18 protein-coding genes are annotated in these 23,490 nt (G+C 44.2%); 6 read left to right on the forward strand and 12 right to left on the reverse strand.

Annotation, left to right across the window (positions count from 1 at the left end):
- The first annotated feature begins 312 nt into the window (after positions 1-312).
- Positions 313-4,413 (forward strand): tandem-95 repeat protein, encoded by a 4,101-nt coding sequence (locus OH461_RS03715; protein ID WP_270019277.1) that lies wholly within the window; start codon positions 313-315, stop codon positions 4,411-4,413.
- A 440-nt stretch (positions 4,414-4,853) separates the two neighbouring features.
- On the forward strand, positions 4,854-7,037 hold the full coding sequence (locus tag OH461_RS03720) for an Ig-like domain-containing protein (protein ID WP_270019278.1): 2,184 nt from the start codon (positions 4,854-4,856) through the stop codon (positions 7,035-7,037).
- A gap of 68 nt (positions 7,038-7,105) precedes the next feature.
- Here the strand turns inward: OH461_RS03720 and OH461_RS03725 are convergent, their stop codons facing one another.
- On the reverse strand, positions 7,106-8,299 hold the full coding sequence (locus OH461_RS03725; RefSeq protein ID WP_270019279.1) for a class I SAM-dependent methyltransferase: 1,194 nt from the start codon (positions 8,297-8,299) through the stop codon (positions 7,106-7,108).
- 165 nt (positions 8,300-8,464) lie between these two features.
- Here OH461_RS03725 and yccX point away from each other — a divergent pair, with 165 nt between their 5' ends.
- Positions 8,465-8,737, forward strand: a complete 273-nt coding sequence (yccX, locus tag OH461_RS03730) for an acylphosphatase (protein WP_270019280.1) — start codon at positions 8,465-8,467, stop codon at positions 8,735-8,737.
- Between the two features lie 29 nt (positions 8,738-8,766).
- On the opposite strand, the gene OH461_RS03735 is transcribed toward yccX, so the two are convergent.
- From OH461_RS03735 to OH461_RS03765, 7 genes are all read right to left on the reverse strand, one after another.
- On the reverse strand, positions 8,767-9,096 hold the full coding sequence (locus OH461_RS03735) for a TusE/DsrC/DsvC family sulfur relay protein (protein WP_270019281.1): 330 nt from the start codon (positions 9,094-9,096) through the stop codon (positions 8,767-8,769).
- Between the two features lie 115 nt (positions 9,097-9,211).
- The gene (locus OH461_RS03740) at positions 9,212-9,880 is read right to left on the reverse strand and encodes a Bax inhibitor-1/YccA family protein (RefSeq protein ID WP_270019282.1); all 669 of its coding nucleotides are present in this window, start codon (positions 9,878-9,880) and stop codon (positions 9,212-9,214) included.
- Positions 9,881-10,117: 237 nt separating this feature from the next.
- Positions 10,118-11,374: an SGNH/GDSL hydrolase family protein gene (locus OH461_RS03745; RefSeq protein ID WP_270019283.1), complete on the reverse strand. Its 1,257-nt coding sequence runs from the start codon at positions 11,372-11,374 to the stop codon at positions 10,118-10,120.
- A 288-nt stretch (positions 11,375-11,662) separates the two neighbouring features.
- Positions 11,663-12,412, reverse strand: coding sequence for an amino acid ABC transporter ATP-binding protein (locus OH461_RS03750; RefSeq protein WP_270019284.1), 750 nt, complete (start codon positions 12,410-12,412; stop codon positions 11,663-11,665).
- A 20-nt stretch (positions 12,413-12,432) separates the two neighbouring features.
- Positions 12,433-13,530, reverse strand: coding sequence for an amino acid ABC transporter permease (locus tag OH461_RS03755; RefSeq protein ID WP_270019285.1), 1,098 nt, complete (start codon positions 13,528-13,530; stop codon positions 12,433-12,435).
- 1 nt (position 13,531) lies between these two features.
- Complete coding sequence (locus OH461_RS03760; protein ID WP_270019286.1) at positions 13,532-14,728, reverse strand: amino acid ABC transporter permease; 1,197 nt, start codon at positions 14,726-14,728, stop codon at positions 13,532-13,534.
- A gap of 65 nt (positions 14,729-14,793) precedes the next feature.
- Positions 14,794-15,942, reverse strand: coding sequence for an amino acid ABC transporter substrate-binding protein (locus OH461_RS03765; protein ID WP_270019287.1), 1,149 nt, complete (start codon positions 15,940-15,942; stop codon positions 14,794-14,796).
- A gap of 397 nt (positions 15,943-16,339) precedes the next feature.
- Between OH461_RS03765 and OH461_RS03770 the strand changes: the two genes are divergently transcribed.
- Positions 16,340-17,275 (forward strand): precorrin-2 dehydrogenase/sirohydrochlorin ferrochelatase family protein, encoded by a 936-nt coding sequence (locus OH461_RS03770; RefSeq protein ID WP_270019288.1) that lies wholly within the window; start codon positions 16,340-16,342, stop codon positions 17,273-17,275.
- Positions 17,276-17,329: 54 nt separating this feature from the next.
- Here the strand turns inward: OH461_RS03770 and OH461_RS03775 are convergent, their stop codons facing one another.
- Both OH461_RS03775 and OH461_RS03780 read right to left on the reverse strand, forming a co-directional pair.
- Positions 17,330-17,815, reverse strand: a complete 486-nt coding sequence (locus tag OH461_RS03775) for a YajQ family cyclic di-GMP-binding protein (RefSeq protein WP_270019289.1) — start codon at positions 17,813-17,815, stop codon at positions 17,330-17,332.
- A gap of 16 nt (positions 17,816-17,831) precedes the next feature.
- Entirely contained in the window at positions 17,832-18,884 is a 1,053-nt protein-coding gene (locus tag OH461_RS03780; protein WP_270019290.1) for a 3-deoxy-7-phosphoheptulonate synthase, read from the reverse strand.
- A 213-nt stretch (positions 18,885-19,097) separates the two neighbouring features.
- On the opposite strand from OH461_RS03780, the gene OH461_RS03785 reads away from it, so the two are divergent.
- On the forward strand, positions 19,098-19,571 hold the full coding sequence (locus tag OH461_RS03785; protein WP_270019291.1) for a PaaI family thioesterase: 474 nt from the start codon (positions 19,098-19,100) through the stop codon (positions 19,569-19,571).
- Here OH461_RS03785 and OH461_RS03790 read toward each other — a convergent pair.
- Positions 19,555-20,928 (reverse strand): hypothetical protein, encoded by a 1,374-nt coding sequence (locus OH461_RS03790; protein ID WP_270019292.1) that lies wholly within the window; start codon positions 20,926-20,928, stop codon positions 19,555-19,557. The genes OH461_RS03785 and OH461_RS03790 overlap by 17 nt on opposite strands.
- Positions 20,929-21,024: 96 nt before the next feature.
- On the opposite strand from OH461_RS03790, the gene OH461_RS03795 reads away from it, so the two are divergent.
- Positions 21,025-21,858, forward strand: coding sequence for a CvfB family protein (locus OH461_RS03795; protein ID WP_270019293.1), 834 nt, complete (start codon positions 21,025-21,027; stop codon positions 21,856-21,858).
- 170 nt (positions 21,859-22,028) lie between these two features.
- Here OH461_RS03795 and rsmF read toward each other — a convergent pair whose 3' ends face one another.
- On the reverse strand, positions 22,029-23,453 hold the full coding sequence (gene rsmF / locus OH461_RS03800; RefSeq protein ID WP_270019294.1) for a 16S rRNA (cytosine(1407)-C(5))-methyltransferase RsmF: 1,425 nt from the start codon (positions 23,451-23,453) through the stop codon (positions 22,029-22,031).
- Between the last annotated feature and the right edge of the window lie 37 nt (positions 23,454-23,490).

Raw genomic sequence — 23,490 nt, forward strand, 5'->3', positions numbered from 1 at the left:
CTAACAATTGCATCACAGGAGTGTGTTTTATTAAAACTGAGAAAATTGCGATTAAAAATTAACAAGATATTAAATAGTGTCGCGAATTTGAGATGTTGTTTGTCTCATAACTTGTTGCTTGCTCTGCGTTTTTATGTGCTTTTTCTATTGGATTCTCAAACATGGTAATTTGTTAATAAAATAATAAAAATGCCTTTTTGATATATCGGTCAAATGTTAATTTACGAAATCTGTGAATTTTATATTTGTTATAAGTTGGTGTCGGAATATTTTTCTGGCTAGCTAATAATTATATTGATTGAGGCTTTGGCTATGGGATTTGGTACTTTTGTTGCGGCAGGAAATCTTGCTGCAGGACAGGTAATGGTGATCGATTTAAATGGAGAAATCCGATTATTAGAAAATGGCGAACAGCCGTTACCGGGAGAAGTCGTCGTTGAATTAACGGAGTCTGTCCAAGCCCCAAATTTAGCTGAACTGTCTGTCGAGCAAGTCACCCAGTTGGGAGAAAATATCGATCTTACTCAAGATATTGCCAATATTATTGAGGCAATTGAGCAAGGCCAAGACCCAACCCAGTTTGATGAAGAGCTCGCTCCTGCCGCGGGTGGAGCTGCGGGTTCGAGTATTGGTTTGACGGGGACAATTGATAGAGACGGAACAGAGAAGATTGCTTCAACGGAGTTCATTACTGCAGCCACCAGTCAACTTCAATTGTCTGAGACTCAAAGTTTAGGTCTATTTCAACAGCTGCAATCGATTTTACCAGACCCGTCGCCTGTTGTTCCTCCAGCGTTAGCCAACCTAGATGTAGAAGCCGGAGATGCTGTCACTGAAGCAGACGATGCTTATATTAGCTTTACCATTTCTCTAGATTCTGATTTGACTGAAGATACCGCATTGACCTTAACCTTAGGTGATAGTAGTGACAGTGCAACTAAAGGCGAAGACTATGAAGACAGCATTTATGTCTCTGATGGCGCTGGTGGTTACCGCATAGCAACTTCGGCCGATTTGGTCATTGCAGCAGGAGATAATTCTTTAGAGGTCTTTGTCAAAGTAAATGATGACGCGTTTAAAGAAGGTGATGAGACAGTCACTTTGATTGCGGAAACAGACAGTGACTTGGTGGTTAATCAACGTGACTCAGACCAAGGCGTTATTCAGGATGAGGTATTGGGTGATACGGTTGAGGTTTCGTTAACTGGGCCTCAAACCGTTCGCGAAGGCGAAACGAGTTCTGAGTTCACGGTATCACTGAGTGAACCCGCACCAGTAGGCAGTATTGTTAAACTGACGTATACGTACAGTGATGCAAACAACAATGATATTACTGAAACAGTAGAAGCGATTATTGGTGCCGATGGCCAAACCGCCACTTTCACCGTTGATGCTTTACCTGACAACATAGCAGACCCTGGTGAAACATTTACCGTCATTGTTGATGATGTTATTGACCCATCAACTGGGCAAAGTGTTTTTGAACAATTAGATACAACGGATGCGAATCAGACCGTAGAAATCATCGACAACAATCCACCAGTCGCTGTTGATGATCCGCAAGGTTTTCGCGTGATTCGTGGCGATATGTCGGACGATGGTAAAGGTACCGCGATCGAGTGGATTTCAGATCCAAGTAACCCTAATGAAGTTGGTTTTACGCTCAGCGCTTCTTTTGCCGGTGAAGACTCGACGGTACATCATAACAAAACGGATAAGCTAGGCGTCCAAGATGGCGCGCCATATCAAGGACCATCGGACCAGATTCAATATGATCGAGCCACGGGGCAATCTGAAAAGCTGACGATTTCCTTTGATGAGCCAGTGACCAGTGCAACGTTTGCTATTAGTAATCTATATTCAGATGAAGGTAAGGGAAGCAACAACAATGAGTCGGGGAGTTGGATTGCTTACCTTGATGGCGTCCCCGTTGCTAGTGGCTCTTTTGAAGGTACTGATAGTAGTAAACAGCATATCGTGATTGGTGACCTAGATGGTGACGGAGTCACTGATATCGCGTTCGATGAGATTGTATTTTCCGCAACTGAATATAGCAATGGTCTACAAGGTGATGATGAATATGATTCATCGGACTATTTCATTGAAGGCATGGATGTTTCGTCTGACGGTGCGTATGCAACTAACCAAGGGCAAGAGTTAAGAATCCCGATTTCAGAAATTTTGGACAATGATAGTGATATTGACTTAGATACTCTAACGGTTACTTACGTTCAAGCAGATGGTTCAGTAGGACAAGCAAAAATCGAAGGTGATGAGGTTGTTTTTCAGCCGGATGCTGATTTTGTTGGTAGGACGGAGCTGGAATATCAAATTACCGATGGCCATGGTGGCTACGATGAAGCAAACATTGCTGTCATTGTTAACCCAATACCAGACGCGGCGAAGATTGCAGCTGTATCACTTAAAGATAATATCGTAGACGAAGGTGAAGTTCTTATTTATACCGTTGCTTTAGATAAAGTAGCCTTGACGGATTCTATATACGAGTTCTCTTTTAATCCTCTAGGAGACGCTTCTTTTGACGATGTATCACTTGACGGCTTAACCTTTACCAATGGTGTTACTGTCAATGCTGATGGACATTTAGTTGTTCCGGCTGGCGTTGAAAAGTTTGATGTTCACCTACCAACGACAGTGGATGATTCTGGCACTGAAATTGACGACCAAATTGAGCTCGTGGTGGGCGAGGTTGGTGATATTGCCAATGGTGAGAGTGCTATCGGTGTTATCGTCAATAATAATCCACCTACCGTTGATAACCAGATTAGTGAATACCAAGTTTCACAAGGGGACATGACGCCTGATGGCAGTAAAAACCAAGAGTGGAACGAGGTAGAACTGAGCGCATCATTTGGCGATAAATCACAAGCAAATGGAGATGCGGTTCATAGTGGCGTTGCAGATTCTAATGGTGAAGTAGGCGTTCGAGATGGTGCTGGTTGGGCAGGGCCAACATCACAAATCCAGTATGATCGAGAATCTGGTGTCTCTGAAAAGCTCAGCGTTAAACTTAAGTCACCCGTAACTTCGGGTAGCTTTATCGTTTCGCACCTTTTTGCTAGCGAAGGTGAAGGGGATAACAACCATGAAGCGGGCGCATGGGTCGCTTATCTTGATGGTGTCGCAGTGGCGAGCGGGTCGTTTGATGGCGAAGATGCCGGTCGAGGCAGTCGAATGGAAGTCGATATTGATACAGGTGGCTACGCGTTTGATGAAATCGTCTTTTCTGCGACTGAGTACAGTAATGGAATACAGGGCGATCAAGAACTCGATTCATCGGATTACTACATCGCTGGCTTTGAAGCGTCGAGCTCTGGTAGCTATATCGTGGCTGATTCATCGAGCTTACGCATACCTGTCAGTACTCTATTAGCGGATGCTGATGATGTAGATGGCGATGCCTTGCATATCGGTAATCTCAATATCGACCCTAATAGCGGTAGTTTGGAATTAATTGATGATCACTTAGTGTTTACGCCTAAACAGGGGTATCAAGGTTCTTTGCAGTTTGAATTTGATGTGATTGATGAACATGGCGCATCAACGCCTGCAACGATTCCAGTCACTGTTCAATCAGCGCCACAAGAAGCAAAAGCGATGCACGTTGAAGCGCTTTCAGTTGCGGTGGTAGAGGGTGATGATTTTGTTTTCCGAGTTCATTTAGATAAAACCACGTTAAATGACACAGTATTGGATTTTGAATTTAGCGCTAACGATCCTTTGGTGCTAAATCAAGTGAGTGATGAACTTCGTTTCACCAATGGAGTTAAGCTGGATGGCGCAGGTAACGTGATTGTGCCAGCTGGGGTGACTGAGTTTGATGTTTATGTGCCAACGATCGAAGATAAAGTCGACGAGGCACACCAAGGTTATACGCTTGAAGTAGGCGGTGTTGCGGCGACGGCCTACTTAGCGGATGAAATTAACGATTCACTCGTTGGTCTAATTGGCACTGATCACGCTGATTTAATTGTCGGTGATAGCAACGACAATGTGATTCAAGGTGGTGATGGCGCTGATATTATTGTGGCTAATCTAGGCAATGATATTTTAAGCGGCGGGGGTGAGCCTGATATCTTTAAATGGCTTGATACCGATCAGCCCATAGATGAACAAGATCAAATCACTGATTTCGAGTTAGGTAGTGACAAGTTGGATGTTAGCGACTTAATTGCGGTGGATGCTTCAATGGAAGAATTGCTAGCGACTATTGAGATCGAGAAAGAGGCTGACAGTGATTTGGTGATTACTCTTAATAATGGCGCTCAGCAAGATTTAGAAATTGTATTGGATAATCATAATAATCAGTTCGATGGAATTGCCACAGGTCAGGTAACCGGTGATGCATTAAAAGGTTTAGTTGAAGATTTGTTTGTTAACTTGCCAGATTAGATGTTGTTTTGACTATTGACTGTGATTAGAGGGCCGAAAGGCCCTTTTGTCGTTTCTTGGCAGCTAAAAATGTGTTCATTCCAACCGATGTTCATAGATGAAGAGCACCATAGGCACTTACTAGATGGCGGCTAGCTTGAACGAAGGCCTAAGTAAGCATTAGAAATTATGAGCTTGCTAGTGGAGATATTATAAATTTAAAGAAATAGTCTTATATATGAGAAGCTTATCTGCCCGATAATAGCGACCAATACTTAAGGACGATAATAAAAAAGTAGTAGGAATAGTCGCGGTTTTGCTTCAGAAATTCTGAGTAGATTGATTTCTTGCGCCTTGAGTACCGACGTTTGCTTTGCGGTATGAGCTTTAGTTAGAAGCGTGTTTGCTTTAGCTCGTCCCTTAGCAGGCGAATATTCAGAGAAAGTAATAAGGATAGCTAAGTGAATAGCCAAGCGAAGGAATCAACCACTTTAACCAGTCAAACAAGTCAATCTATCAACCAAGCATCTATACATACGCAAAATAACCCGCCGATTGCTCGTAATGACCCTAATGCTTTTACCTTAACTCAAGGGGATGCAACCGCAGATGGTGTTCACACTAACTCGGGTTGGGACGATGTCATTCTCACGGCAAGGTATCAAGGTGAAGATGCAGAGGTAGATATTGATAGCCGCGGAGTCGTTGGGGTTTCTAAGGGGGCTGAGCACAATGGTCCTGAAGCTCAAATTCAATATGACCGTGATGCGAATGTATCTGAGCAATTGAGTATCAAACTTCCTCAAAGCGCAACCAGTGGGAAGTTTACGGTAAGTCGACTGTTCGCTAATGAGGGTAACGGTGATGATAACCACGAAGCGGGTTTATGGATTGCGTACTTAAACGGTGTTGAAGTCGCAAGTGGTCAGTTTAATGGTATTTACCGCACCGCTCAGACACCTTTTGAGATAGATACAGATGGTAAAGCATTTGATGAAATTGTTTTTTCTGCGGTGGAATACAGTAATGGTGCGCAAGGTGATCAGTCAGGGGATTCGTCAGACTATTTCCTAAATGGTATCGAAGTGTCATCCGATGGTTCTTACGCTGTGAATCAAGGTGACGTGCTTACTATACCGCTGGCCGAGCTTCTCGCAAATGATGAAGATTTCGATGGCGATCAACTGACCATTACTTATGTGAATGGGGAGCAACATGGCGTTGCGCGAATTGTTGGGGATGTCGTTGAGTTTGATTTAGACGATAGCTTTGTTGGCAAAACTCAATTTACTTATCAAATCTCCGATGGCCAAGGAGGTGTGGATGAAGCTCAAGTCAGCGTGATTGTAAGCCCGTTACCTGAAGCGGCAGTTGTTGCCAACATTGATCTGAAAGAGACTGAAGTGAATGAAGGCGAGACTTTAGTTTATCAAGTTGAACTTGATAAGCGTGCTCCCCAAGAAACAGTATTTGATTTCCAATTGTCACTAGAAAACGGTACAACCAGTGATGATATCAATTTAAAAGGTCTGAATTTTACTCATGGCGTTGTACTGAATAGTTCGGGCCAACTGGTTATTCCTGCTGGCGTAACCAGTTTCTCTGTATTGCTGCCAACCGTTGATGACAAAGAGTTTGAACGTACAGAAAGTGTACGTATTGCGATCGGAGAAGTGGATGCTGTTGGAGACATTCTGGATGTAGGCGACAGCGTTGATTTTGATGTGGTATCCAATGGTGACCGCGTTGATACTGTGCACTACATGGCTGGACATGAGAAATACCTTTGGTCTGCTTCTGCCGCTGAGATTGGTCAAAGTCAGATTTATCAACTAGGTGATTATGATCAGACCGGAATTGCAGTTGACGTTGGCGATGCAGGTGATGATGTGTTTACTGGTGCAGGGAACGACTATATCGACCTTGGTGAAAGCCATGCGCTATTAGATGAGAATGCTCATTCAGAAGCGAATTTAGTTCAATCTGCCAATAAAATCGCTGACTTCATGAATGGTTCAGACGAGAGCCATCTACTTCACCCTGCGTGGGGCGGCGAAGATGGTGCATTGAATACGTCGACGGTGAGTAATGCTTATATTGATGTCGCGCATGCAGGCGCTGGCGATGATGTGGTGTTAGGCAAAGGTGGTGCAGACGCGATATTCGGTGGCTCTGGTCATGATACTCTCTATGGTGGAGACGGCGTTGATGGCCTGCGTGGTGGTTCGGGCAATGACACATTACACGGCGGGTCGGGTGAAGACATTCTGATAGGTGGCTTAGGTAACGATATTCTAACTGGCGGTGAAGATGCTGATATCTTCAAATGGGTTGATCAAGGAGATTCCGCTCGCTCAGACAATGATATCGTGACTGACTTTACCCTCGGAGAAGACAAATTAGATTTGTCAGATCTCTTAGCAAATGATGATTCGCTTCAAGACCTACTGTCGAATATTACCCTTGAGAAAACATCAGAGAGCGACCTTTCTCTAACGATAGAAACGGGTGAAGATAGCCAGTTGAGCATTACTTTAGAGGGTGTCGCATCTCAATTAGATGGCTTAGCAGAAGGTCCACAATCAGGCGATGTAATCGCACCGCTGGTGGATGATTTGTTTATTAATTTACCTAATCACTATTAGATAGCCATTGGTAAATTACGCTTACCTATAATAAAGGGCCCATCGGGCCCTTTAACTTTCTAAGTATTTTATAGAACTTTACACGCGAAGCCCTTGAGGTAGAAACCTTCAGGGTAGGCCGTATCTGTAGGGTGATCTGCCGCTTGCTCAAAGCGTTCTACAAACTTTACTTGGCGCTTGGCATCTACCGCTGCATCAGCAATGATTTTTTGGAACAGAACTTGATCCATAAGACCTGAGCAAGAGTAAGTTAACAACGTGCCGCCAGGTTTTAGAATTTGCATAGCTAACATGTTGATATCTTTGTAGCCGCGACATGCACCATTAAGCTGAGCTTTGCTCTCTGCAAACTTTGGTGGATCCATGATAACAACATCAAACTTAGTGCCTTGATCGCGATATTCACGTAGCAGTTTGAATACGTCTGCGTTTAAGAACACAGCGCGCTTTTTAGAAATGTCGAACTCGTTTAGCTCAGCGTTGAATTTGGCAGTATCAAGGGCTGGTTGAGATACGTCGGCATTGATAACGCGACTGGCACCACCATTAAGCGCATACAACCCAAAACCACCCGTGTAAGAGAAGCAGTTCAACACTTCTTTATCTTTGACGTATTTCATCGATTGTTGGCGGCTATCACGTTGGTCTAAGTAAAAACCCGTTTTGTGTCCGCCAACGATATCCACACTGATCTTAATGCCGTTCTCTTCAATTACTACTGATTTTGGTGGTTCTTCACCATGCAATACACCCGTTGATTCTTTCAGGCCTTCTTTTTTGCGAACCGCAACGTCTGAGCGCTCGTAAATACTGCACTCAGGGAACACTTCACATAGCGCTTCAACGAGTGTTGCTTTTTGGAATTCTGCACCGGCGCTGAGTAGCTGACAAACAAGAAAATCTTGGTATTTATCGATAGTAATACCCGGTAGGCCATCCGATTCAGCGGCAATCAAGCGGTAGCCCGTTAGGCCGTCACGTTCAATCACATCTTCACGTAGCAATTGTGCATCCTGAATACGTTTTACAAAGAATGCTTTATCAATGTTTTGTTTCTCAAAGCTCCAAACTCGGGCACGAATTTGAGAGTGGGGAGAATAGGCTGCTTTCGCTAACCATTTACCATCGTGAGCAAACACATCGACCGTTTCACCCAGCTGAGGGTCACCTTCTACTTTGCTAATACCACGAGAGAATACCCAAGGGTGTCTGCGAAGGAGGGATTTATCACGGCCTTTGACTAAATAAATTGCTGCGGTCATTGGTTTACTCAATTGATTGTTTTGAAAGGTTGGCTATTTTCGAGCAACTAGGTTGGAAAAGCAAATGATATAGCTCGATACGCTATATCTGGTAAGGGATCACTCAAGATTATGAGAAAACTTGCTAACATCAGGTGACAAGATAACCATGAAAGGAATCTATTGATGCAAGTACAATGTATCAAATTTATCGTATCTGGCCGCGTTCAAGGGGTAGGGTTTCGTTATAACACGGCTTACCATGGACTTAAACTTGGCGTAACGGGTTACGCAAAGAACTTATGGGACGGGGATGTCGAAGTGGTTGTGAGAGGGAACGTTCAACAGATAGAGCAGATGGAGCAGTTCTTACAGCAAGGCCCGCGTATGTCGCGAGTGGATAGCCTGCATCGCGAAACTACAGAGCTCAAAGAGTATAAAGGCTTCGACATCTTATAATCGTCATAAGATGTCGAGTTTGAGAAGACTTATAAGCACTTAGCCGGTTTAGGCAGGCCTGCCAGTTTGGTCGCTTGCTTCGCAGGGCCTTGTTTGAACAGCTTGAACAGGTATTTACTGTTGCCTTTTTCTGGGCCGTGCGCTTTCTCCATCGCTTTTACAAGCATTCGCACTGCAGGAGAAGTGTTGAACTCGATATAAAAGTCACGAACAAAATGAACCACTTCTAAATGCGCTTCGGTTAGCTCAATGCCTTCTTGCTCAGCAAGAATTTGGATCATGCCTTCTTCCCATTGGGTATGGTCTAGCAAATAACCTTGCGCATCAGTTTCAATTTGCTTGCCGTTGTATTCAAACATCTTGTGTATCCAATTGGTAATAACAGGATTAGGGTAGCTTAGAGCCAAGCTACAGACAATAAAAAAGCCCGGTGGCGATTAACCATCGGGCTTTTTTTAATCAGATTCGATTGAATTAATCGTCACCCATAATGCCTAGAATGCTTAGTAGGCTTGTGAATAGGTTTAGAATGTTCAAGTACATTGAGATTGTTGCATTGATGTAGTTAGTCTCTTCACCACGAACAATTCGGCTAGTATCAAATAGAATAAAACCAGAGAAAACAAGTGCTGACATGCTACTGATTGCAAGTTGGCCAAGTGTCGAGCCAACAAATATGTTGATGATTGCTGCAACGATGACAATGATTAGACCAGCGAATAAGAAATTACGCATGAAAGAAAAATCTTTCTTAGTTGTGATTGTGTACGCTGACAGGCCTAGGAATACTGTGCCGGTAAGGCCAAGTGCTTGCGCAATGATTTCAGGGCCGTTAGAAAGCGCAGCATAGTAGTTTAGCATTGGGCCGAGAGCACCACCCATTAAAGTAGTGAACACAAAAGTCCATACCAGACCCATTGAAGAGTTGATGCTACGCGGTAATACGAAAAACAGAATCGCGATAGCAGCTACTTGCATACCGATCGCCATAAATGGAGAAATGCCGATAGACATAGTTGCCATTGCGGCGATCGCACTGGTTACTAGCGTCATCGATAGCAAAAAGTACGTATTTTTAAGCGTTTTGTTAATCTCAAGTGTGTTGTTCACACTTGTAGAACGGGTAAACATTGGACTGTTCATCGTATTCCTCATTGGAGTTTTAATGCTTATAGCTACATTTATGAGGGTGATAAGGCAAAAGATCAAGTCCCTCATGTACATAATAATAGAATTGGAAACCGCTGTGTTCGTAAAGATGTAACACAATTTAACGAATGTTAGACGTAATAGTGCGGAGCGAAAGCAGATGAACACTAAGTTTAGATCTCGATCCAAACAAAAAGCGCAAGCATAACGCTTGCGCTTTGAATGGTTCTCTTACTTAGTCACAAAGTTAAACTGATTAAAGTCATTCTCAATGATTTTCTCAGCGATGTAACGATGAGCCGCGGTTGTTGGATGAGTGACTCCCCAGAATACATATTTATCTGCGCCATGGTATGCACACTCATTAGTGAATCTGTGGCTGTATAGATAATCCAGAGAAGAGCTACGGTTGATGTCTAAGCAGGCATCCGCTGCATTTTCAAAACCATGTTGCTGCGGATGAGTGGTTAGGCTTTCAAATAGCGCGTTGGCATCAAACAGAACAAGATTAATACCTTTCATTTGATAGTACATGGCTTGTTCTTTGATGAACTCGTTGAACTCAACAATTTTAGCGCGAACTTTTTCAATCTCTTCTTGAGTCGAATATTTAAACTGCGGCGCTTTTGTCGCATCTGGAAGCGTAAGAAGAATAATATTCTCTGCGCCAGCGTCGGTTAAACGAATCAGCGCGCTACTAAAGTCTGTTTTTACATCTGTGACGTCACGGTTGTAGTTCATGAAGTCGTTTAGACCAAATTCCAAAGTGAACAAAGTTCGACTTGGGTGGTAGTTCTTACTCATTTCCATATAGGTTAGGTAAGAGGTGACTTGATCGTAGATGCCTGTAATTGCTACGTACTGGTTAGTGCCCGCAGCACCACCAACCGCCCAGTTATGTAGAGGAACTTTTGCCTCGTTTGCTAAATACTCCGTCCAAACAAAGCCGTTTGAAAAGTGACCTAAGAACCATGAGTTAGGGTTTGGGAAAATCCATTGAGAGCCATTGAACAGATTACCCGTATCAGACAGGCTGTCACCAAAGGCGACGATACGGTTAATACTATTGGTCTCTTGAACCGAGGTGTCATTTGTCCAGATTTCATGGTTATATGAATAATGGCGATCTGCCGCGTAGTAAAGTACATCTGCGGTGTCATGGTCTACTTGCAATGTATCCATACAGGCTTGTTTGATCTCACTGTTCGGTGTGTCAGTGTAGAACATGTTTTTGTGTGAGATAGAAGACCACCAGTAGCCATCTAGCGTGTAGTAACTACCATCAGGGTTGGTTGCCCACTCCCAACTGGTCGCTGCATCATTTCTGGTGTGTGCTGGGCGGTACCAACATCTCACATATGTATAAGTTTGGTTAGCTTGAATAGACGCGGAATATGCTTCTGTCACCATTTCCGGCGTTGCCGGAGCAGGATTTGCCACCGCGTTGGCGCAAAGCAAAGTACTTGCGAGGATCGTTAGTTTTTTCATGCAATCTCTCTTTATAGTGGTTTGATTTTGTAACGGTTGAGTAAAAACTCTAATCAAGGTTAATCATACCTGAAAAGTCATGTTAAAAGGGCGCTGAGCGAGAGAAAACCGGCTATGAGTGAACAAAGGTCACGGCTTTTGGGGCTGTTCGTTCAAAATTTAAACGGATAGATTAAGGTCGCAAAATAAGCTTGGAGAGCGCAATGGTTTGCGTATTTGCTCTGCTATTTGCAAAAGGAAAAGAGGCAGTGAAACTGCCTCTTTTAAGTGACAAATTATTGCGACTGATTAGTGATGTAAAATCTGCGCTAGGAAGTTTTGGGTACGATCTGATTGAGGGTTTTCAAAGAAATCGATTGGGTTGTTTTCTTCAATGATTTCTCCGGCATCCATGAAAATCACTCGGTCAGCAACTTCTTTGGCAAAGCCCATTTCGTGGGTTACACAAAGCATGGTCATACCTTCATCCGCTAATTCCACCATTACGTCGAGCACTTCACGAACCATCTCGGGGTCAAGTGCTGATGTTGGTTCATCAAATAACATCACTTGCGGATTCATACACAGAGAGCGCGCTATGGCGACACGTTGTTGCTGGCCGCCCGACAGTTGCCCAGGAAACTTGTCAGCTTGGTCTGGGATCTTAACCCGCTCTAGATATTGCATCGCGACTTTCTCAGCTTCTTCTTTGGGCATTTTCTTTACCCAAATAGGCGCGAGAGTGCAGTTCTCTAAAACCGTTAGATGCGGAAACAGGTTAAAGTGCTGGAAACACATGCCCACTTCGCGACGAACCGCCTCGATATTTTTCAGATCTTCGGTCAGTTCATTACCTGAGACAAAAATATGTCCCTTTTGATGCTCTTCCAAGCGGTTGATACAGCGAATCATGGTCGATTTACCTGAGCCAGAAGGGCCACAGATAACGATTTTTTCGCCTTTTTTAACTTCAAGATTGATGTTCTTCAATACGTGAAACTCACCGTACCATTTGTTCATCTCTTGAATCTGAATCATGAGTTCTTGTTGTTGCGTCATAATACTTCCTTGCTTGTGTTCTATCGTTTGTGGCCGGTGTGTAATCGGTTTTCGAGCCAAATCGAGTATCTCGACATGCCGAAACAGAATACCCAGAACACTAACGCGACAAATACGTAGCCCTCGGTTGCAAACCCTAACCATTCTGGGTCAGTGTTCGCAGCTTGGCCGATACCCAGTACGTCAAACATACCTATGATAAGAACTAGACTGGTGTCTTTGAATAAGCCAATAAAGGTGTTCACAATCGAAGGGATGGTTATCTTTAAAGCTTGCGGCAAGATAATTAATCCCATCTTTTTCCAATAACTGAGGCCTAAAGCATCAGCGGCTTCATATTGGCCTTTCGGAATGGCTTGCAGACCACCACGAACCACTTCCGCCATATAAGCGGCACTGAACATAACCACACCAATGAGGGCACGTATCAGCTTATCGGTCTCAGATCCTTCTGCAAGGAACAACGGAAGCATAACCGAGGCCATAAATAGCACTGTGATCAAAGGTACGCCACGCCATACTTCAATATAGACAGTACACATACTTCGTATGATGGGCATTTCAGAGCGGCGGCCTAATGCGAGGGCAACCCCAATAGGAAGTGACACCACAATACCGACCAAAGCAATGATCAAGGTCACCAGCAATCCACCCCATTTGTGGGTTTCAACCACTTCGAGACCAAATACACCACCGTATAATAATGCAGCGACAATAAACGGATAAACGTTGACGAAAAATAGCCAAATCCAAAAGCGTTTGGGCGTTTTTTCGTAGGCGAGCAATACCGTAAAGATGGCAAGAGTGATGTAAAACAGGCGAGGACGCCACAGCTCTTCTTGTGGGTAAAAACCGTACATGAACTGCTCCCAGCGCACGCTAATAAATACCCAACAAGCTCCTTCACGACTACAAGCATCGCGAGTAGAACCGATCCAGTCCGCTTTTAACAATGCCCAATCAATGATGCCCCATAAGGCTGACAGAGCAAAATAGGCCAATATAATGGTCACTACTGTGTTCACAGGGCCATTAAATAAGTTACGACGTAACCAACCGATCGCACCAACAGTATTCGCTGGTGGCGGGAGGTCAGGCAAGAATTGATGTTGTTTCATGCTATCTCTCCACCAATGCGACTTTACGGTTATAGATATTCATTAACGCGGAGGTTAACAAGCTTAACGTGAGGTATACGCCCATGGTCATGGCAATGATTTCAATGGCTTGACCAGTTTGGTTAAGGGTTGTGCCCGCAAATACTGAAACCAGATCCGGATAGCCAATCGCCATTGCGAGCGACGAGTTCTTGGTCAAGTTAAGGTATTGGCTAGTAAGAGGTGGAATGATGATTCGCAGTGCCTGAGGAATCACAACCAACTTAAGGGTTTTAGCCCTAGGAAGGCCAAGTGACATTGCAGCTTCAGTTTGCCCATGACTTACTGCATTAATACCTGAGCGAACAATCTCTGCTACAAAGGACGCAGTATAAATACTCAGTGCTAATAGCAATGCGGCGAGTTCTGGGATAATGCTGATACCCCCACGGAAGTTAAATCCTTTGAGTTCAGGGTATTGTGCCGAGATAGGTGAACCCATAACAAAATAGGCCGCGATTGGTAAAACAACACACAAGCCGAAAATGATCCTTAGCATTGGTGTCTGTTGACCAGTGAGCTTTTGTTTATTGTTAGCCCAAATATTAATCACTATTGAAGCGACAATACCAAATACGAGGGTAAACAAAACCACAGAAGAGCCAGATTCAAACACGGGAGCAGGGAAATAAAGGCCTCGCACATTCAAGAAAATTGCTTCGCCTAAACTGATACTTTGTTTTGGAGAAGGTAAGGCTTGAAGCACCGCAAAGTACCAGAAAAATATTTGCAGTAGCAAAGGCACGTTCCGAAATATCTCGATGTAGATAGCTGCAAATCGACTGACCAACCAGTTGGACGATAGCCGTGCAATACCAATTGCGAAACCCAATACTGTCGCCAAAATGATGCCGAGAAAAGAGACAAGCGCAGTATTGAGTAGCCCAACAACGAAGGTTCGACCGTAAGAAAAGGTTTCATCGTATTCAATCAAGGTTAGGCCAATCCCAAAACCTGCTTCTTGATTAAGAAAGTCAAAACCAGTCGCGATACCGCGAGAGTCTAGATTAGTAAGTGCATTGTTAACGATAGTGTAAATGAAAAAAGCTAGGGCGCTGACCGCAATAATTTGGAACACGACCGAGCGAAAGGTGGGATTATAAAGAATATTCGTACCCGAAGGTTTAGCAGGAGGTACGTTATTGTTATCAGGTTTCATACAGCAGTAACCTCAAAATCCGTTTAATGTAGGGCAGGCGAAAGTTCGCCTGCCCAGTTGTGTTGTTATCGGATTGGTGGAGCGTACATGAAGCCGCCTTTATTCCACAGGGCGTTTACGCCACGAGAGATTTCCAGTGGTGAACCTTCACCAACGGTACGCTCGAAGCTTTCGCCGTAGTTACCTACTTGCTTGATCACTTGATAACCCCAGTCATCGTTAAGGCCTAAGCCTTTACCTTTAGGGCCATCAACACCAAGAATACGTTTGATGTTTGGATCGGTCGATTTGAGCATTTCATCGGCGTTTTGTGAGCTAATTCCATACTCTTCGGCGTTGATCATGGTGCTAAGCGTCCATTTCGCAACGTTAAACCATTTATCATCACCTTGACGAACTACTGGGCCTAAAGGCTCTTTAGAGATGATTTCAGGCAGAACCACAGCAGACGATGGATCGGCAAGGTTCAAGCGCAGTGCATAAAGGCCGGATTGGTCTGTAGTCAGAACGTCACAACGACCAGCGTCGAAACCTTTTGATGTTTGCGCTGCGGTATCAAATACTACCGGCTTATAGCTCATACCTTCGTTACGGAAGTAATCCGCTAGGTTTAGTTCGGTCGTCGTACCCGATTGCACACACACTGAAGCGCCGTCGAGGTCTTTCGCGCTTGCTACACCAAGATCTTTTTTAACCATGAAGCCTTGGCCATCGTAGTAGTTTACGCCAACAAAGTTTAAGCCCAGAGCAGTATCACGGTGCAGAGTCCATGTGGTATTACGTGATAACACGTCAATCTCACCCGATTGAAGGGCTGTGAAACGTTCTTTAGCAGTAAGTGGAACGTATTTTACTTTGGTTTTATCGCCTAATACGGCCGCCGCGACAGCTTGGCAGTATTCTACGTCGATACCTTCCCATTCACCTTTTGAGTTAGGGTTAGAGAAACCAGGTAGACCAGTACTTACGCCACAAGTAAGCACACTATCTGCTTTGACTTTATCTAATGTCGAACCAGATTGTGTAGACGCTGTTGCAGCAGGGGTTGATGAAGCTTGACTAAGTTGAGATTCTAAATCCGCCACTTTGCTTTCTAATGACGCTATTTTGGCTTGGTCTTCAGCAGAACTTTGGGTTGAGCTTTCGCCACCACAACCGGTGACAACTAGAGCGGCAATAATGCCTGTACTAAGGAGTGAGAGCTTATTTACCATGTGTATCCTTCCTGTATGATCCTTGTTAAACCAGGTAACCCCTGATACGTCGCATCAAATATGTTATGTTTTGTGTTCGTTTGATTTAAAAACCGTTAAAAATCGTGGTTCTATGAATCAACTCGTTATAAGGTTAGGTAAGGATTTGCCGATTCTCAAATATATAATTTAAAAAGAATTTTGATAAGAATCACAAATCTACCCCAATAGAATGACTAATTGTTAATGATATGTAAACGAGATCGGGTCGATCTTTTTAAGAACTTGGTGAGTTATAAAACGACGCCGGTTATATTTAGCAAGATAAATCATCGTGCGTGAGAATCTCGGTTTTAACTGTTGGCAATGTACTGAAATTCGGTAATTAATTTTATTTAAATAGTTTTCAGGGAAGGGTATGCAGTATTTTCCATTGTTTTTGGACTTAAAAGGTAAGCCAGTTCTCGTGGTTGGTGGTGGAGAAGTCGCCAGCAGGAAAGTGGACAGTTTGGTGCGAGCGGGTGCTCAAGTGACCATAGTTTCGCCGACAATAGAAGCATATTTAAAAAGACTGGTTGATCAGCAAGAGTGTTATTGGATTCAAAACTTCTACTCTCAAGATATGATGGACAAGCGCTATGTTCAGGTCTGGGCCACAACTGATAATCCAGATCTTAACCATCAGGTACATGCTGACGCGAAAGCGTTGGGTTTACTGGTCAATGTTGTCGATGACCAACCTTATTGTGACTTTATCACTCCTTCGATGATTAACCGTGGTCGTATTCAGGTTGCTATATCCAGTGGCGGTGCTTCGCCGGTGTTGGTACGAAATATTCGTGAAAAGCTTGAAACTCAGTTATCTCAGAACCTGTCGATATTGGCTGATTTTAGTTCATCAAAACGCAATCATATCAAGCAGGTTATGCCGGATGTTGATAGTCGAAGAAAGTTCTGGGAGCGCTTTTTCTCTCATCCTGGGGTGGAATCCGCCACGTCTAGACAAGCTCTAGAAGAGAGCTATCAGCAGGTGTTGACTACAACAAACAGTGAGCCGCCAACGGTCACTTGGCTTGAGTATGGTGATGACGTTGAGTTGTTATCTATGAAAGCGATGCGCTTAATGCAGCAAGCAGAGTTGGTATTGCACGAACAGGCGTGCCCATTTGGTTTTATTGATCTTGTGCGCCGAGACGCTGAGCGCGAAGCGTTCACTAGTGAAGGGGAGTTAGCTGAGAAGCTGGCATTTGCGCGAGAGCAAGGGTTACGTATTGTTGTGTTTGTTTCGCCTCAAAACGCCAAGTATCGATTATTGAGAGGTCAGGATTTGTTTTTGAAGCTTGCAACTCTTTAAAACAGAAATAAAAAACGCCAACAAAAGTTGGCGTTTTTTTAACTTCAATGCGCTTTAGTCGCGGAAGTTCTCGTATTGGAAAGGTTGACCAAGCTCAGCTTCGCGAATCAGAGCGATAGCGGCTTGTAGGTCATCACGCTTTTTACCTGTTACGCGAACCTTCTCACCTTGGATAGAAGCTTGAACTTTCATCTTGGCATCTTTGAGTGTTTTTACCACTTTCTTCGCCATTGGAGTATCAATACCTTGCTTGAAGATAATGACTTGGTGCCAGTTTTTACCTGTCGCTTCAGGGTCTTTCGCTTCCATTGAGCCGGCGTCGACACCACGTTTCGCTAGGTGAGAGCGTAAAATGTCACGCATCTGCTTTAGCTGAAAATCGCCTTCAGCGCTTAGCTTTACAGATTCATCTTTTTGCATCTCGAACTCTGCGTCTACGTTTCTAAAATCAAAACGCGTGGACAGCTCACGCGATGCGTTATCCACTGCGTTACGTAGTTCTACTGCATCGATTTCTGAAACAATATCAAAAGATGGCATGGAGTTATCCTCAAAGTTATGGGCGAGCTTTCACTGCGTTCGCCAATAGTTCCAACATGTTTGCTGTGTCTTCCCAACTTAAACATGGATCCGTAATCGACTGACCATAGGTTAGGTTAGTGATGTCGTCCATTGGTTGGTTGCCTTCCACAATAAAACTTTCTGCCATGATGCCGGCAATGTAGCGGCTACCAGACTTGATTTGTTCGCAGATATCTTTTGCGACATCAATTTGTTTTCTGTGCTGTTTCTGGCAATTTGCGTGGCTAAAATCTACCACAAGTCGCTGAGGTAAATCGACCTCAGCAAGCTGTTTACATGCAGCTTCAACGGATTGAGCATCAAAGTTTGGACCGTTCTCACCACCACGTAAGATAACATGACCAAACGGGTTACCACTGGTGCGGTAAACAGTCATGCGGCCATTTTTATCAGGTGAGTAGAAGTAATGAGAGGCTTTTGATGCACGAATAGCATCAATGGCAATCTTAATATTGCCGTTGGTACCGTTTTTGAAACCAACAGGGCAAGACAGTGCAGACGCCATCTCACGGTGAATTTGAGATTCCGTGGTGCGCGCGCCAATTGCGCCCCAAGTAATGAGGTCAGCAATGTACTGGCCGGTGATCATATCAAGAAACTCGGTCGCGGTTGCTAAGCCAAGCTTATTGATATCAAGTAGGAGTTTACGCGCTTTGTGTAGACCCGCTTCTAGAGCGTAAGAACCATCAAGGTTCGGGTCAGTAATGAGGCCTTTCCAACCAACGACAGTACGTGGTTTTTCAAAGTAGGTGCGCATTACGATGAACAACTGATCTTTGTATTGGTCTTGAATCGCGGCTAAACGCTCGGCGTATTCTAGAGCGGCATCAGTGTCATGTACTGAACACGGACCGACGATAACCAATAAGCGGTCGTCTTGTCCGTTAAGAATTTTTTCGATTTGGCGGCGAGAATTAGCTATGCGATCTGCTACGTCGTCCGTAATTGGGTGAGCGCTTCCAAGCTCTGCCGGTGTCGGCATTGGTCCCAGAGGTTGGGTTCTTAGTTCGTCGGTTTTAAGTGGCATACCACAGCCTGTTCTTTTATTGCGAAGCGGTAAAGATAACGGAAACCCACCGAGGAATAAACCACTTATCGTTTTTAACTTAAACTAAGTGAATGAATAGGTGACATTGTAACCTTGAATGACTGTTGGATTCTCATAAATGTTAAATTTATGTTGACTTTGTGAGCAATTGATATTCAATTGATAGTGTGTGAAACAGGTCGGATGAGTTGCATGTCGCCATTAACAAAAGCAAATTTCTACTTAAATTGTTTCGGTTTTTTTAAAGTGCCGATGATTTGGTTATCAAGGCCGAAAATACTCACGTTGGACGAGCAGCAAGTGGTGGTGAAGATTCCACTAAAACGCAGAACGAAAAATCATCTCAATAGTATGTACTTTGGCGTGCTAGCTATTGGTGCGGATGTGGCTGGCGGTTTTATGGCAATGAGCAAAGCTCAAGCGAGGGGGGAGACAATCTCGCTTGCATTTAAAGCCGTGACTGGTCAGTTTCTTAAGCGGCCAGAAGCCGATGTGATTTTTACCTGTTGCGACGGGGAGTTAATCGATCAAATGTTAGATGAGGCTATCGCTTCGGGTGAGCGAATCAATCAGGCGGTCAAAATAATCGCCACCTGCCCATCTATTAGTGGAGATGAGCCGATGGCGGTATTTGACTTAACGCTCTCGATTAAGCGAGTGGGTTAACGTCAGAGTTAATTTCGATTTGTTCAATCGCCACCACTTTGCTGCGGTTTAGTACTATCTTCCAGCGATAATAAACCGGCTTTCCATCAAAGTTATCTTCTTTGGCGATGAGGTTAATAAGATGGCGCTTTTCAACCGACTCTTTGCTCACCTGACCATTGTTGAGTAAATAGACCTTGTTGGCCCCTTTATCCATCAGACGTGTCAGTGGTCTCATGCTTATAAGGAGAGATTCTCGCGTCTCTTCATAACCACTCATAAACTTCGATGTAGACATTTCCGTTTCTGACCGATAGTGAAGAATTTGTTCTTCACGTTGAACCACGCGCTTTTTGCGGATTAGCTTAATCATATCCGGTAGCGCAACACGGGTGGTGTAGTCTAGCCATTCATGTTTTTGGCCGACCGTTTTGTTGGTGGTTGGGTCGATATAACGCTTACGCCACTTAGGTTTTCCTTTACGAAACCAGCGCCACAATACGTCACGAAGGTCATCTTTGAATATTTCGCGCAACGCGTAGACAAAAGACATCGCAATGATGAAAGAGGCTGTGATTTCCCCCCAATAATCGCGAGCTAATATCGCCGTTGTGGTTACAAACACCATGACAAAACCTGTCGCGATGCCTTTCACCGCGCGTTTCATGTTTTTGCCTAGCGAGGTGGTGCGCTCTTTCAATACGATTGGGTGCTCAATGAGGCGACGCAGTAACCGCATTTTATTACTCATCCGCGTGACGTCGTCACGTACACCTTGCGAGTTATAGTTGTTGAGTTTGCGGTGCGCTTTTTCTTTTTCAACGATGGTAATCAGGCGCTCTTTCAGCGTTTTGTATTCGCCATCACGTGGCATATGCGCCACCAGAGATAAAAACCTTTGTTCTGTGTACCAAGATAGGTAGTTATCAATATTGGCGTAGTAGCGCTTTAAGCTCTCTTCGTAAGGAATACTGCGGCGTAATTTTTTAAGAATATCGATCGCCAGTTCAATCACTGCATCAACTTCTTCTGTAGTGACTTCATCTTTATTGTGTTTGTTTAGTTCGCTAACCGCTTTATCAAGCGCGATAACGTATTGATAGGCGAACAAACTCAAACTGACTCGGTATTGAGTTGATGAAAGGCGACCTCGTTTAGCTAGACGACTATGTACGAGCGGCAGCAGGGTTTTATCACTGAAGTAGGCACGTTTTTGAACAATCGAGCTGTAGTAAAAATCACTTTCTTTTAATACGTCTGGAGTTAAGCCAAGCTCACCAGGAACGAAAAAGTAGAGGTCTAAATTGGACTTCTTTGTTGAAGCCATCGCATGGGCAATCTTAAGGGTGATGCCGTCTTGTTTATCAACGGTAATCAAAGATAGCTCCTAGAAAAATTGTTCAAATTACCGCGAGCAAGCATACCAGAGTTTCGTTATAATCGCCCTCATTATGTGTTACAGAGAAAAAATACAATGATTAACGTTGGGCAAGTAAACCACCTAGAAGTAGTAAAGAAAACCGAATTTGGCTTGTTCTTGGACGCCGGAGAATTTGGCTCTAGTCTGCTACCAAATCGCTTCGTACCAGAAGGTACAGAAGTCGGTCAGTTTATTGATGCATTTTTGTATTTTGATTCTGATAACCAATTAGCCGCAACCACTGAAACGCCAATCGCACAAGTCGGCGAGTGGGGGCTGATGAAGATTGAAGGTATTAATGCGACGGGTGCATTTGTTAACTGGGGCATTAAAAGCAAAGATCTGCTGATTCCGTTTAGCGAGCAGCGTGGCCGTTTAGCAGAAGGTCAGACGATTTTAGTTTACGTATACACTGATAAAGCATCAGGCCGTATTGTCGGCACGACTAAGTTCAACAAGCACCTTGATAACACGCCAGCCAATTACACACGTAACCAGCAAGTGGATTTACTGATTGCTGAGCGTAGTGAGCTTGGTTACAAGGCGATTATCAATGGTGAACACTGGGGCATGATTTTTAGCTCTGATGTTTTTGGTAAGCTATTCATCGGTAAAAAGGTCAAAGGTTACATCAAAGCGATTCGTGAAGATGGCAAGATCGACCTTTCACTGCAAAAGGTTGGTGTGGCGAAGATGGATGATCTTAGCACTAAGATTATCGAGCTACTTGAAAAGAAAGATGGCTTTTTGCCACTGAATGATAAATCTTCACCAGATGCGATTTTTGCAGCGTTCAGAACCAGTAAAGGGACGTTCAAAAAAACCATCGGTGGCTTATACAAAGCAGGCAAAATCACTATCGAAAAAGAGGGTATTCGCCTCGTTTAAATAGCCTGATAAAAAAAGGCCCAGATCTTATCCCGATCCGGGCCTTAGGGGAAGGGCTCTACTGAGCCTGCGCTAACTGTTTGATATTACTGCTTAACTCATAAATTAAGTGTAGTACAAAATTTGGTTAGCGCGAGAAATTGTTGGAATTTGGAACTAACTTCTTAGCTTTAGAACAGATTTTTATCTCTAACTAGCTCTCTTGGCAGGCCATTTTTAACTCGGTTGCCTACCCACTTTCCTAGTCCAATCACATCGTTACCAAACTTCACGATCACTTCGCCTTTACCCGATTGGCCTTCTGGTCGAACATCTCTGCCCATATACCATTCTCGCGCATCTTCGATAGACAGTTCGACACTTTGTGTTTCTTCACCTGTCGCCAGCGTGGTCGCAACTTGGTGCTGCCAACGGTAGCCTTTTTTGTGCGTTTCTGCGATTTTGATGCCCATACGAGAGAACTTAAATTCGCTCAGCATAGGTTCAAGTGCGTGTGGGAAAAGCCAAACGTCGTTATCACGCAGCCAGATGTCACTATTGCCTGGTAGGTCGATGCTGAGCGTTTGTTTTAATGAATCGGCAATCTGTTGCGCGACTTTGTTACTTGCTTTGGCAAATGGGAACTTACCAAGGCGCTTTTTAACCGGTGGCGGTGTTACTGAGCCAGTTTTACGCAGCCTCGCGACAAAGAAACCTTCACAGTCGTACATTTGTGGGAAAATATGCAAAAAGCCGTCTTCTGTGATAGCAGTTTTTGCTTCAGGGAATAGGGGCGTCAAATCGTCAAACTCGACCAAATCGCCAAAGGTTTGCTTGAGGTGATGGCAAACTTGTTGGTTTTCTTCAATGCTTAACGTACAGGTAGAGTAAACCATGACGCCGCCCGGTTTTAGTGCGTGGAAGGCACTTTCGATAAGGTCTTTTTGCGTATCCGAGATTGCGATAACGGAGTCTTTGCTCCAGTTTTTCATCGCATCCGCGTCTTTACGGACAGTACCTTCACCTGAGCAAGGCGCATCAATTAATACGGCATCAAACTGTTCAGGCAACCAACCACCGAAAACACGACCATCATAATTGCTAAGTGCGGCATTACGTACACCACAACGTTCAATGTTCGCGTGCAGTACTTTAACTCGGCTGGCAGAAAATTCGTTCGCCACCAAAACGCCTTGGTTATTCATACAGGCCGCGATTTGCGTGGTCTTAGAGCCAGGCGCTGCGGCCATGTCGAGCACTGATTGGTATTCAGTCGGGTCGATATCGAACAATGCCGATACGGGCATCATAGAACTGGCTTCTTGAATATAAAACAAGCCGGCCATGTGCTCAGCAGTGTTACCTAGTGGGACTTCAGATTCGTCTGCTTCAATCCAGAAACCTTGCTCACACCAAGGAACAGGCGATAGCTGCCAACCTTTACTTTCTGCACGAGCGACAAACTCGTCAACGGAGATTTTCAATGTGTTGACTCGAACGCTTTTGCGCAATGGGCGTTGGCAAGCGGAAATAAAGTCATCCATAGAGAGTGATTCGGGCATGATAGCCTTCATCTCGTTGAGAAATTCTTCAGGTAGATAGACGTTCTGGTGCAAGGTAATATCTCGATCAAATAAAACTGGCGGCTATTGT

The organism is Vibrio sp. LaRot3 (assembly GCF_027587025.1).
Classification (GTDB): domain Bacteria; phylum Pseudomonadota; class Gammaproteobacteria; order Enterobacterales; family Vibrionaceae; genus Vibrio.